This window comes from Lichenihabitans psoromatis (assembly GCF_004323635.1).
GTDB lineage: Bacteria > Pseudomonadota > Alphaproteobacteria > Rhizobiales > Beijerinckiaceae > Lichenihabitans > Lichenihabitans psoromatis.
Genome location: NZ_CP036515.1, coordinates 2,451,828 through 2,463,296, shown reverse-complemented (window position 1 = coordinate 2,463,296; position 11,469 = coordinate 2,451,828). Strand labels below are relative to the sequence as shown.

Sequence of the window (11,469 nt, the reverse complement as noted above, 5' to 3'; positions counted from 1 at the left end):
GTGTCAGGAAAAGGTTTACTCCGCTCGATAATAGAAGGCCGAGTTGCCGCCGTGCTCGCTGACTTCGACGCTTTCCACATAGGCACGCCCTCCCGTTTGATCGGTAATTATGGCATCGACCCGATCAAAGGCATAGTGGGCGGTCTCTTCGCAGCCGACAGCCGGCAAGACGCGCAAAACGATGAGACCCTCCTGCTCCAAACTCCTGAAGCGTGGTAGTTGCGGGTCGTCCTCGGCCACGATCATCGTGTGGTCGAACGTCTCGTGCAACCACGCTTTGACCAGCTTGAGTCCGCCGAAATCGACGACCCAGTTCCTCTCGTCGAGATGCGTCGCCCCGAATGTGAACGTGAAGGCAAGCGCATAGCCATGAATGAACCGGCAATGCGAATGATCGGCCCGCCACTGCCGGAAACAGCAGGAAAGCCCTTCATTGTGATCATAGGTTTTTGTCGACCGGAAACGTCCCATTGGCCGCCGCTCGTTCGCCTCGATCATGATCGTCTCATCTTTCGCAAACGCGGGGCCCTCGCCCTCCGTGAAGGCGACGACACGAGAGGGGCTTGTCCTGTATCCGGCAGGCTCATGACCCGCCGGGGGTGACCATGCGGCCTCAGAACAGGTTGCGCTCGAGCGACACGCATTCTTGCAGAAATTCCGCCCGAAGCTGCGCGTCCGACATCATGTCCCCGTAGTAGGAACTATTGACCATCCGACCAGCGCGGGATGATTTGACGCCCCGATGTGTCTTGCACATGTGGACGGCGCTGATCCGAACCGCCAGACCGCGCGGTTTGGTCGCTTCGACGATATATCGCTCGATTTGCTTGATCAGTTCTTCCTGGATCTGGAGACGCGCGGCGAAGTGCTCGACAATCCGATCGTATTTGGACAGACCGATGATCTTCCCGTCCGCTGCCGGTAAAATCCCGATGATGACATGTCCGAAAATGGGCATCAGATGGTGGGCACAGGTCGACCGCAACTCAATCGGACCAGTCACGATCAGCTGTTCGTATTGCTCGACGTTGTCGAAATCGGTGATGCGGGGCGGCGATGAGTAACGGCCGCGCATCGTTTCTTCGACAAACATTTTTGCGACGCGCTGCGGCGTATCACGTGTGTTATGATCGTTGCGGTGATCGATGAAGAGGATATCGAACAGCTCTTCGATCTTTTGTGCGGCGGCGCGCTTCATGGCCTCCCGCTCACCCTCGTTCATCAGTCCGTGAACGGGTTCGTTGCACAGACTGGGAACCTTTACGGCACTTACAAGCTCATTCATCCGGGCCTCCAGAGCACTCGGTAAACATTTATAGATATAATTTACCGATTGTAAATGAATAAGCATTAACCTTAACGCCAAAAAATGAGGAGATGTGCTCGACATCTGGGCGATCTTAAGGTATCGTTACCTGTGTCACAGTAGGTCTTTCCTCATCTCGGGGAGATTTACTGCGATGCAAACGATCAATACTTTTTCCGCTTGGGGTTTTGCCGGTCTGTTAGCCGGACTTGCGTTGCTTAATGCCGCACCTGCGTTCGCCCTCGATGCGCCCACCGGCAAGCCAATCCTGGTCATCACCGGCGACATCACAGAAACAAACGACAAGGACACCGCCAAGTTCGACCGAGCCATGCTCGAGAAGCTTGGTATGGTCAAGATCGAGACCAAGACGCCATGGTATGACGGCGTCATGACATTCGAGGGTGTTCCCCTCGACAAGTTGATGGCCGTCGTTGGTGCCAAGGGACATACGGTTCAGGCACTTGCGCTCAACGACTACTCGACCAACATCCCGATCGACGATTTTGCTAAATTTCACACGATCTTGGCGCTGAAGCGAAACGGCGAATACATGCCGGTTCGTGACAAGGGCCCGCTGTTCGTCGTCTATCCTTACGACAGCAACCCCGATCTCCAGAGCCAGACCTACTACTCGCGTTCGGCCTGGCAGGTGTCTCGCTTCATCATCAAATAATCAAATGAGCCGCTGATCACGCGTCTGACGGCGCGCTTCGATCAGACAGGGTCCGGATTGGGCGAAACGACGAGGCTTCGACCGTCAAACGAGCCTCGTCATTGGCTGGCGTGAACATCGCACGACCTAAATTCTCCCGGCGATCCCGGATGGCCGCCCTGACCTGCTCGACCGCCATGTTGAGCGCCGCCACGCGGCGCTCATCGAGCCCCCGTAAACAGGCATCGTCGAGCGCGGCCGCGACGATCTCGTCCACCTCGCGTTCGAAATCGTCGAGCGATCCGAGGGTTCCGGCGGCCCGAACCTGTTTGAAGACCAGCAGCAGCCGAGACAGAAGATCCTCGATCCTCACGCTACTCTGCGGCCCGAAGCGGCTCATGATGGCGGTCATCCCCGACGCGAGCACACCGAGCACCATCGCGCCGATGTAGATGAGGTCGCTATACCGGTCGAGGAATGTTTCTTCCTCGTCGTCGATATAGGCCGCCGTGCCGGGGTGAACCGGAAATGGCGCGCCCTTGTCGGTCGACGGCGCTTCGATACTGCGCGCCCCGGGTGCGAGCTGGGCCAAAGCCACCCGCTCGGACAAAAGGAAGCGGGTCACGCTGGCGACCACGCCCTGTGACAGATCCGCATCCGCGACCATCCGGTAGGTGACGCCGAGCGTATCGACATCATCGGCCGGTCGCGGCGGGTTGCCGCCGAAAGCGCCACGAACAACCTCGATCGACTCGAATGCAGGCGAGCGCTGAGCAATGGCGGCCGCCTCCGCGACGGGGATAAAGATCGGCGCGCCATCTCCCGCCTTGGTCACGGATTTAACGACGCCCGCCATCGTCGCGTCGGAGACTTTGCCCACCGCGAACACAGCATCGATCGACTTTGAGCGGATCGCGTCCGCGACGCCGGCCGCCGCCAGCGGCACCATTTTGACGCTGGCTGGCGCGATATCATACTGCGCCAGGGTTGTTTCGAGCACGTTGCGGTCGCCCAAGCGTTGAGACAGGATCCCGATCCGCTTGTCCGTGAGGTCGCTCACCTTCTCGATGCCGCTGCCGAACGGCGCGAGCATGAGCGCGATATCCTTGTGCAGCAACACCACGGTTTCGCCACTGCTCGGCATCGCCACATCGGCTCGAACGATGGCAAGATCCGCCGCGCCGTGGTCGAGCGCCGACGACGCCGCCGTCACGCCATCGGTCGGCACCAGCTTGAGGCGGATCGGGTAATGACCTCGCTTCAAGACCTTCGCGGCCGCACCCATCAGATCGTAATCCTCGGCATCGGTCGACGAAACCGCGACCTTGAGAACCGTGGGGCGTTCGTAGAACACGACGCCCGACACGATCAGAAGGACCAAGGCGAGCCCCCCAAATCCGACCATCAAACCGCTTGGACGTCCCATCCCGCGCAACTCCGTCCTCGCCAATCGATCCGCACCACTGCATGACCACGGGGCGATATCATGACCGGGGTGCCGTGGCGTCCTGCAACCGCAACGCTTTGACGTTCAAAAGGTCACGCTGTCGAATGGTCTGGATGACGGAAGTGGCTTGGCTTAGTTGGCAAAGCGGAAATGCAGCACGTCGCCATCCGCGACCACATAGTCCTTCCCTTCCAACCGAAACTTGCCCTGCTCGCGCGCGCCGGCTTCGCCCTTGGCCGCAACATAGTCGTCATAAGCGATCGTCTCGGCGCGGATGAAGCCTTTTTCAAAATCGCTATGGATCACGGCAGCGGCCTGCGGGGCACGCGTGCCGCGCGGAATTGTCCAGGCGCGTGCCTCCTTCGGGCCCACCGTAAAATAGGTCACGAGGTTGAGGAGGTTGTAACCGGCGCGGATCACGCGATTGAGGCCAGGCTCCGTAAGGCCGACCGCATCAAGATAATCTTTCTGCTCCTCGAACGGCAGCAGTGCGATCTCACTCTCGATCTTGGCCGAGACAACGACCGCAATCGCGCCTTCCTCGGCAGCGCGCTTACCGACCTCAGCCGAAAAGTTGTTGCCGGCCTCGGCCGCGGCTTCCTCGACGTTACAGACGTAGAGAACAGGCTTGGAGGATAGAAGCCCGAGGCCCGCGAAGAGCTTGCGCTCGTCGGGCTTGACCTCGACGAGCCTTGCGGGCTTCCCCTCGCGCAACAGGTCGAGGCACCGGCTCATCAGGTCGACAAGGTCTTTGGAGTCCTTGTCGCCACCTTTGGCCCGCTTTTCGAGCGCCGGGAGCCGACGCTCGAGACTGTCGAGATCGGATAGCATCAACTCGGTTTCGATGGTCTCGATATCGTCGAGCGGCGCGATCTTGCCTTCGACATGCGTGATGTCGCCATCTTCGAAACAGCGCACCACATGGGCGATGGCGTCGCATTCCCGAATGTTGGCGAGGAACTGATTGCCGAGCCCCTCCCCTTTGCTGGCGCCCCGCACCAGGCCCGCAATGTCGACGAAGGTCAGCCGCGTCGGGATGATCTCTTTCGAGCCGGCGATCGGCGCCAGCGTGTCGAGCCGCGGATCGGGCACAGCGACGTCTCCGACATTCGGCTCGATCGTGCAGAACGGATAATTCGCAGCCTGCGCCGCGGCCGTCTGCGTGAGCGCGTTAAACAGGGTCGATTTGCCGACATTGGGCAGGCCGACGATGCCGCATTTGAAACCCATGGAAAACGTCCGTTGCGAAAAAAGAGGATGATCCACACCCGCCGCGCTCGGCTTTGGCATGGGCAGACCGATGCACCGTGTCAACTAGTCAATCGGACGGATGGCGGAACCGGAGAGGAGCAGATATCGCGGTCGCGGCCACCCGAGCCCGGCGCGACCGGATTAAAAGCCGGCCGCCGTCATCGCGAGGTGAACCTTGTTTTGCAAGCTGGCATCCTCGCGCCGCACCAGCAGTTCGGCGTCTCGCGCGATGTTGTCGCATAAGGCATCGACCCAGGCTCGCTCGGCTTTGACAAAATCGCTCAGCACGTAACCATGCACGAGAGCCTTATCGCCTGGATGCCCGATGCCGAGGCGCCCCCGACGGTAATCGTTGCCGCAGATCGCTGTGATCGAGCGCAAGCCGTTGTGCCCCGCATTGCCGCCGCCGACCTTCATCCGCAGCTTGGCTGGCGCAAGATCGAGTTCATCGTGCAGAACGACGAGACTCTCGAGCCCGACTTTATAAAACCGCAGCGCCTCCCCGACGGCGCGGCCACTGTCGTTCATGAAGGTGGTTGGCTTGAGCAGCAGAACCCGCTCGGACGAGATAAGGCCTTCCGAGGCCTGCGATTGGAACCGGCTTCGAAACGGCCCGATCCGATGAACGGCCGCCATGGCATCGATCGCCATGAAACCGATATTGTGGCGATTGCGAGAATATTGCGGCCCGGGGTTGCCGAGGCCCGCGATGATCAGCATGAGAGCGCCGTGGCTCCTGAAGGACAGTCCTGCGCCGAAACGAACCGGCGCAGGAGCGAATCGTTCGACTTACTTCTTACCGGCCGGCTTGGCCGGAGCAGCAGCGGCGGGAGCACCCTTGGCCGGGGCAGCGCCCTTGGCCGGAGCGGCGCCCTTGCCACCCTTGGGCGGAGCAGCGGCCGTCGATTTGGCCGAGGCCTCGGCGGCAGCAGCGGCTTCGGCCGCAACTTCTTCCTCGGTAAGCGTCGAGGGCGGAACGATCGTGGCGATCGTCACGTCACGACCGCGGGTGGCCGACTGGCAGCCATCCGGCAGCTTGACGGCCGACAGATGCACGGACTCGTTCAGGTCGAGGCCGCCGAGATCGACCGTGATCGATTCCGGAATGCGATCACCGGGGACAATCAACTCGACCGTGTGAAGCACGATATTCAGCGTTCCACCCAGCTTAAAGCCAGGCGCATCTTCGCCGTTCATGAAATGCACCGGGATCTGCATCTTCAGGCGCGAACCGGCCCGCAGACGCATGAAATCGACATGCATCGGTGTGTCCTTGACCACATCGAGTTGGTAGTCGCGCGGGATGACCCGCTCGCGGCGGCCGTCGACGTCGATCTCGAAGATGGTGGTCAGGAAGTGCCCGGCATAAATCAGCTTGTGCAATTCCCGGTAGTTCAGGGAGATCGGCTCGGCGGCTTCGCCACCACCATAGATCACACCTGGTACACGGCCCTCACGGCGTACGCTGCGGGCGGCCCCCTTGCCTGTCCCGCTGCGGACCGCGGCCGCGATTTGTTTCGTCGCTGCCATCATGTCCTCTTAAAGTAAAATGGCCGCCAAAATCGGCGGCCAGTCGCGCTCACGCCTCCAGGGGTGTCGGAAACGAGCGCAAGCGGCGCTTTTAAGCTGCACGGCGCCGGAAGACAAGTCTTATCGCCGCATTGTGATGGCGAGGCTCATTGTAGTATCGTGTTGCCATGGTCCGTTGAAGACCGATCGGCTGCGTGTCGAGGTCGCCCTTCGAGCCACGGTGGGGAATGTAGCCTTGCCAAATCGTGATGATCTGGTAAGACCTCGCGACCGGCGAAGAGATGGTTCGTTCGGTTCGGTTTGCCGCAATAGCTCAGCTGGTAGAGCACCTCATTCGTAATGAGGGGGTCCTCGGTTCGAATCCGGGTTGCGGCACCAGTGACTTTGTCTGGCTTTAGACCTGCTGTCATGCGAGGTCGCCGCGTATGACCTTCTAAATTCTCTGAGCCGAAAGGCTGCATCGGACGCACAGCACATCAGCTTTTTGTTGCGTCGCTCGCGCCTTTCCTGAACGGCAAGCTCATAGGCGAGACCAACGACTCTGATCGCCAAGACAATTTGCAATTTTCTCAGAGACCGAGTGTTCAAGGCTGCACCCGTCCGGAACCTGCCCGGGGTGCAGTGTCGGCTTGACACTTGAGGCGTCCAAGCCCGGCTCTCACAGCCTTGCGTCGGCCACGGCGCATGCCATCGCCCAGCCTGCCGCATGCTCGTCTTATGCAAAGTAATCGGGGTAGCGGTCCTGCAGCCAAGCGACGTCCGGAATCACGACATTCAGGTGAAGCGTCATAGCGGCGCGTGCAGCCCTGACGTCAGCAGCCGCGACGGCATCGCGAATCCGTTCATGTTCGCCGACGACCTGATCCATTCGGCCGAGAACCGGCAACGTGAGGCGCCGTGCACGATCGAGCTGCATCTTCACCGTTCGGAGGAGGCGCCAGATTCCCGGATGGCCACTGAGAGCCGCCACCGCCTCATGGAATGCCTCGTCGGCTTCGTGGAACTTTCGCTGGTCGCCACGAGCCATCGCGACCCGCTGCAAAGCCAGCGCCTCGTCGAGGCCGGCAGTGGAACCACGGGCCGCAGCACTCTCCACCGTTAGGCCCTCAAGAGCCTCGCGCACCAGAACGGCTTCCGGGATGGCCGCGACTGGTATGCGCGACACAAACGTCCCGGATTGGGGAAAGATGTCGACCAGCCCTTCGTCGGCGAGCCGGAGTGTCGCTTCGCGGATCGGGGTGCGGCTGACGCCGAAACGCTCCGATAGCACGCGATCCTGCAACGGTGTTCCGGGCAGCAGCGTCATGCCCACAATCTCGTCCCGCAGCGTCGCTGCGATGGTCGAAGCGGAACTCGTCCGCGATGCGGGTCGCGCGGCCTTCGCTGCCCGCTCGACCGTGCGATTGCGGCTTTCGACGTCGAGATGATCCATGGGCGCCTTCCTTGACATACTAATATATCAGACTTAGGTTCTTGCAAGCGTATCCCTGTCTTATACTCGGGACCGAACGGACGAAGCCGATGCCTCTGCACCCCAACCGGCTGTTCCCCATCGAGCCGGATGCGTGCGCCATTGCGCGGCGGCTCTATGACGGGGTCAGCGGCCTGCCAATCCTGTCGCCGCACGGTCATACCGACCCGCGCTGGTACGCGGAGGATCAGCCTTTCTCTGACCCGGCCGACTTGTTCGTCAAACCCGATCACTACGTGTTCCGGATGCTTTACTCGCAAGGCGTTTCGCTCGAGTCTCTCGGCGTGCCGCGCCGCGACGGCGGCCCTGTCGAAACGGATGGGCGCGCAATCTGGCGGCTTTTCGCCAAGCACTTCGGGCTGTTCCGGGGCACGCCGACGCGGCTCTGGTTCGAGCATTCGCTCGCCTCCGTGTTTGGCATCGAGGAGCGACTCACGGAGGCCAACGCCGACCGGCTCTACGACCAAATCGCCGAGGCGCTGACGGGCCCCGACATGCGCCCGCGGGCGCTTTACGATCGCTTCAACATCGAAGCCATCGCCACCACGGATGGGGCGCTCGACGATCTCGCGCATCATGCCGCGCTGAAGCGCTCGGGGTGGCACGGCCGCGTGCTTCCAACCTACCGGCCCGACTTTGTGGTCGATCCCGAGCGCGAAGGGTTCCGCGCCAACGTCGAGCGCTTCGTCGCGATTGCGGGCGAGCCGATAAGCTGGGTCGGCTACCTTTCGGCTCACCGGGCGCGGCGCGCCTTTTTCAAGTCGCTCGGCGCGACCGCCACCGATCATGGCCATCCGACGGCTCGGACCGCAAACCTCGGCGCGGGCGAAGCCGCGGCCCTGTTCGATCGCGTCATCTCGCCCGCGCTCAGCGCTGACGACGCCGAGCTGTTCCGCGCCCAGATGCTGACCGAATTCGCCCGGATGAGCATCGAGGACGGGTTGGTGATGCAACTCCACCCCGGCTCGGTGCGCAACCACAACCCGGCGGTTTTTGCGCGGTTCGGAACCGATAAGGGTGCCGACATCCCGCAGCGCACCAACTACGTCCACGATCTCAAGCCGCTGCTCGACGCATTCGGCAACGACCCGCGCCTCACCTTGATCCTCTTCACGCTGGATGAGACGCAATATGGGCGCGAACTCGCGCCGTTGGCAGGCCACTATCCGGCGTTGCGGCTCGGGCCACCCTGGTGGTTCTACGACAGCCCGGAGGGCATGCGCCGCTTCCGCGAGGCGACGACAGAGACGGCCGGGCTTGCCAATACGGTGGGCTTCAACGACGACACGCGCGCCTATCTCTCGATCCCCGCGCGGCACGACATGGCCCGGCGGGTCGATTGTGCCTGTTTGGCCCGCATGGTGGCGGACCACCGGCTCGACGAGGACGAGGCCTATGACCTTGCTCAGGACCTCGCCTACCGGCTTGCGAAACGGGCCTACAAACTTTGACCTCTGGTTAGACACAACCAACAGAGCCGACGCCCCGACAAGAGGGCGCACAGGAGGAACAGACCATGACAATCGATCGCAGACAGGTGCTGGCTGGGCTCGGCGCAGCCTCGCTCGGCTTCGGCCCGGGCCGCGCCTTCGCGTCGTTGCCGGCCATGCCCGACCACCCGGTGACGCTGACGATCGCGGATGTGGCCGGCAATCTCGCCCTGACCCAGAAGGCGATCGAGTCCTACCGCCGCGCCAAGCCGAAAGCCGTGTCGCGCTTCATCTTCACCAAGGCGCCCGCGCCCGAATTGCCCGCCAAAATCAAGGCGCAGCAGGATGGTGGCCGCGTCGACGTCGATATGGTGCTGACCGGCACGGATGCGCTTTCGGCCGGACTCGACCAGGGCATCTGGCTCGATCTCAAGCCGTTTCTGCCAGACCTGCCCAATCTGGCCGACGTCTACCTGCCCCAAGCGCTGAAGATGCAGGCGATCGCGGCCGACCACGGGCTAGTCGTGAGCTACTATCCCTCCGGGCCGCTGCTCGAATATATGCCGGCCCGGGTCAAGTCGGTGCCGAAGACGGCGGCCGAATTGCTCGACTGGACGCGGCAGAACAAGAACAAGTTCATGTATGCCCGTCCGTCGAATTCCGGACCCGGCCGCACCTGGCTCATGGGCGTTCCCTATATCCTCGGCGACAGCGACCCGCATGATCCTGTCAAGGGGTGGGACAAGACCTGGGACTATTTGAAGACGCTCGGCGAGAACATTGAATACTATCCTGCCGGCACCAGCCAGACGATGAAGGAACTCGGCGAAGGCACGCGCGACATCATCGTCTCCACCACGGGGTGGGACATTAATCCGCGCGCGCTCGGCATCGTTCCCAAGGAGGCCGCGGTTGGCATCCTCGACGGGTTCCACTGGGTGACGGACGCGCATTACATGGTCGTGCCCAAGGGCGTCGCCGACGACAAGCTCGCGGTGCTGCTCGACCTGATGGCCTATATGCTGGAGCCCAAGCAGCAGGCCTATGCCTATGACCAGGGTTACTTCTATCCGGGCCCGGCCGTGAAGGGTGTGTCGCTCGACATGGCGCCCGAGGACTCGCAGGAGGCGATAAAAACGTTCGGCCGCCCCGACTATGATCAGCTCATCGCCGATCACCCGCTCGAAGTCCCGCTTGAAGCAAAAACCATGGTGGCGGCCTTCGGACTTTGGGACCAGCGCATCGGCGCCGGGAAGGGTTGACGCGATGGCCATGCCAGCACGCGCACCCGACATGCCGGCCCGACAATCCGCGCGCCGTGGCGAGCGCCTGGAGCTCAAGGGGTTGCGCCGCGATTTCAGCGGCTTCGCGGCCCTCAAGGGTCTCGATCTCACCATCGAGCCTGGGGAATTCGTGGCCCTACTCGGACCCTCGGGCTGCGGCAAGACCACGGCGCTCAACTGCATCGCGGGTCTCACGCCGCTGACCGCTGGGAGCATCAGCCTGGGACCGCTGCGTATCGACCAGCTTCCACCCGAGCGGCGCGGCTTCGGCATGGTGTTCCAGAGCTACGCGCTCTTTCCGCATATGACGGCGCGCAAGAATGTCGGCTTCGGCCTCGCCATGCAGAATGTGGCGCGCCGAGAAGCCGCCCAGCGTGTCGACGAGGCTCTGGCCCTGGTGCGCTTGGCCGCGCAGGCCGACAAGCTGCCGGGCCAAATGTCGGGCGGCCAGCAGCAGCGCGTCGCCATCGCCCGGGCCGTGGTGATCCGGCCGCCGGTGGTGCTGATGGACGAGCCCTTGTCGAACCTCGATGCCAAGCTCCGGCTCGAAATGCGGGGCGAAATCCGCCGTATCCACGAGGCGATCGGCTCGACCACCATCTATGTGACGCACGATCAGGACGAGGCGCTGTCCATGGCGGATCGGATCGTGGTGATGCGCGACGGCCTGATCCGGCAGACCGGGTCGCCAAGCGACCTTTACGAGCGGCCTGCCCATGTCGATGTGGCCGAATTCATGGGCTTCCGCACACAATTGCCCGGTCGCGTGGTGACGAGCGACGGCACGCGCGCGACGATCGAGGCCTGCAGCTCGACGCTGCAAGTGCTGCAGCGTGGCCCCCTCGCCGAGGGTCAGGCCGTGGTCCTCATGATGCGGCCAGAGGATCTCGTGGCGGGACCGGTCGGCATCCCGGTGACGGTCAGGATCGCGGAATACCGCGGCCGCGCCTTTTTTGGCGCCGCGGAGACCGCTGACGGAACAGAGCTTTTCTTCCGAAGCGACAAGCCGACCGGCGCGGGCGATCGCATCACGGTCGCGGCCCGCCCCGAACAGATCCTCCTCTATCCGGCGGCGGCAGCGTGACGCTCGCGGTGC

General features: G+C 62.5%; 11 protein-coding genes and 1 tRNA gene. 5 read left to right on the top strand and 7 right to left on the bottom strand.

The genetic code is table 11. The annotated features are described in order from the left end of the window. Positions 1-15 precede the first annotated feature (15 nt). Both EY713_RS11465 and folE read right to left on the bottom strand, forming a co-directional pair. On the bottom strand, positions 16-498 hold the full coding sequence (locus EY713_RS11465) for a 6-pyruvoyl trahydropterin synthase family protein (RefSeq protein ID WP_210215263.1): 483 nt from the start codon (positions 496-498) through the stop codon (positions 16-18). Between the two features lie 115 nt (positions 499-613). After that, positions 614-1,198, bottom strand: a complete 585-nt coding sequence (folE, locus tag EY713_RS11460; protein WP_165491100.1) for a GTP cyclohydrolase I — start codon at positions 1,196-1,198, stop codon at positions 614-616. Positions 1,199-1,460: 262 nt separating this feature from the next. Between folE and EY713_RS11455 the strand changes: the two genes are divergently transcribed. Beyond that, a complete protein-coding gene (locus EY713_RS11455; RefSeq protein WP_131119607.1) occupies positions 1,461-1,982 on the top strand; it encodes a putative pterin-binding protein in 522 nt (173 codons plus the stop codon). 16 nt (positions 1,983-1,998) lie between these two features. On the opposite strand, the gene EY713_RS11450 is transcribed toward EY713_RS11455, so the two are convergent. The 4 genes from EY713_RS11450 to EY713_RS11435 form a co-directional block, all read right to left on the bottom strand. After that, entirely contained in the window at positions 1,999-3,387 is a 1,389-nt protein-coding gene (locus tag EY713_RS11450) for a TAXI family TRAP transporter solute-binding subunit (RefSeq protein WP_131114943.1), read from the bottom strand. 153 nt (positions 3,388-3,540) lie between these two features. After that, entirely contained in the window at positions 3,541-4,638 is a 1,098-nt protein-coding gene (ychF, locus tag EY713_RS11445) for a redox-regulated ATPase YchF (protein WP_131114941.1), read from the bottom strand. Positions 4,639-4,800: 162 nt separating this feature from the next. Then, complete coding sequence (pth, locus tag EY713_RS11440; RefSeq protein WP_131114938.1) at positions 4,801-5,379, bottom strand: aminoacyl-tRNA hydrolase; 579 nt, start codon at positions 5,377-5,379, stop codon at positions 4,801-4,803. Between the two features lie 69 nt (positions 5,380-5,448). Next, positions 5,449-6,189, bottom strand: coding sequence for a 50S ribosomal protein L25/general stress protein Ctc (locus EY713_RS11435; RefSeq protein ID WP_131119605.1), 741 nt, complete (start codon positions 6,187-6,189; stop codon positions 5,449-5,451). 302 nt (positions 6,190-6,491) lie between these two features. Between EY713_RS11435 and EY713_RS11430 the strand changes: the two genes are divergently transcribed. Next, a tRNA-Thr gene (locus tag EY713_RS11430) sits at positions 6,492-6,567 on the top strand. A gap of 337 nt (positions 6,568-6,904) precedes the next feature. On the opposite strand, the gene EY713_RS11425 is transcribed toward EY713_RS11430, so the two are convergent. Next, positions 6,905-7,621: a GntR family transcriptional regulator gene (locus EY713_RS11425; protein WP_131114936.1), complete on the bottom strand. Its 717-nt coding sequence runs from the start codon at positions 7,619-7,621 to the stop codon at positions 6,905-6,907. Positions 7,622-7,710: 89 nt separating this feature from the next. On the opposite strand from EY713_RS11425, the gene uxaC reads away from it, so the two are divergent. From uxaC to EY713_RS11410, 3 genes are all read left to right on the top strand, one after another. Then, positions 7,711-9,111: a glucuronate isomerase gene (gene uxaC / locus EY713_RS11420; protein ID WP_131114934.1), complete on the top strand. Its 1,401-nt coding sequence runs from the start codon at positions 7,711-7,713 to the stop codon at positions 9,109-9,111. Positions 9,112-9,176: 65 nt separating this feature from the next. Further along, entirely contained in the window at positions 9,177-10,352 is a 1,176-nt protein-coding gene (locus EY713_RS11415) for an extracellular solute-binding protein (RefSeq protein ID WP_131114933.1), read from the top strand. Between the two features lie 10 nt (positions 10,353-10,362). Continuing rightward, entirely contained in the window at positions 10,363-11,457 is a 1,095-nt protein-coding gene (locus EY713_RS11410) for an ABC transporter ATP-binding protein (RefSeq protein ID WP_425374365.1), read from the top strand. Positions 11,458-11,469: the final 12 nt, after the last annotated feature.

What these genes read in the sequence shown, in the direction of transcription:
- EY713_RS11465 (WP_210215263.1), bottom strand. Translation starts at nt 498, where the DNA reads ATGATCGAGGCGAACGAGCGGCGGCCAATGGGACGTTTCCGGTCGACA.
- folE (WP_165491100.1), bottom strand. Translation starts at nt 1,198, where the DNA reads ATGAAGCGCGCCGCCGCACAAAAGATCGAAGAGCTGTTCGATATCCTC.
- EY713_RS11455 (WP_131119607.1), top strand. Translation starts at nt 1,461, where the DNA reads ATGCAAACGATCAATACTTTTTCCGCTTGGGGTTTTGCCGGTCTGTTA.
- EY713_RS11450 (WP_131114943.1), bottom strand. Translation starts at nt 3,387, where the DNA reads ATGGGACGTCCAAGCGGTTTGATGGTCGGATTTGGGGGGCTCGCCTTG.
- ychF (WP_131114941.1), bottom strand. Translation starts at nt 4,638, where the DNA reads ATGGGTTTCAAATGCGGCATCGTCGGCCTGCCCAATGTCGGCAAATCG.
- pth (WP_131114938.1), bottom strand. Translation starts at nt 5,379, where the DNA reads ATGCTGATCATCGCGGGCCTCGGCAACCCCGGGCCGCAATATTCTCGC.
- EY713_RS11435 (WP_131119605.1), bottom strand. Translation starts at nt 6,189, where the DNA reads ATGGCAGCGACGAAACAAATCGCGGCCGCGGTCCGCAGCGGGACAGGC.
- EY713_RS11425 (WP_131114936.1), bottom strand. Translation starts at nt 7,621, where the DNA reads ATGGATCATCTCGACGTCGAAAGCCGCAATCGCACGGTCGAGCGGGCA.
- uxaC (WP_131114934.1), top strand. Translation starts at nt 7,711, where the DNA reads ATGCCTCTGCACCCCAACCGGCTGTTCCCCATCGAGCCGGATGCGTGC.
- EY713_RS11415 (WP_131114933.1), top strand. Translation starts at nt 9,177, where the DNA reads ATGACAATCGATCGCAGACAGGTGCTGGCTGGGCTCGGCGCAGCCTCG.
- EY713_RS11410 (WP_425374365.1), top strand. Translation starts at nt 10,363, where the DNA reads ATGCCAGCACGCGCACCCGACATGCCGGCCCGACAATCCGCGCGCCGT.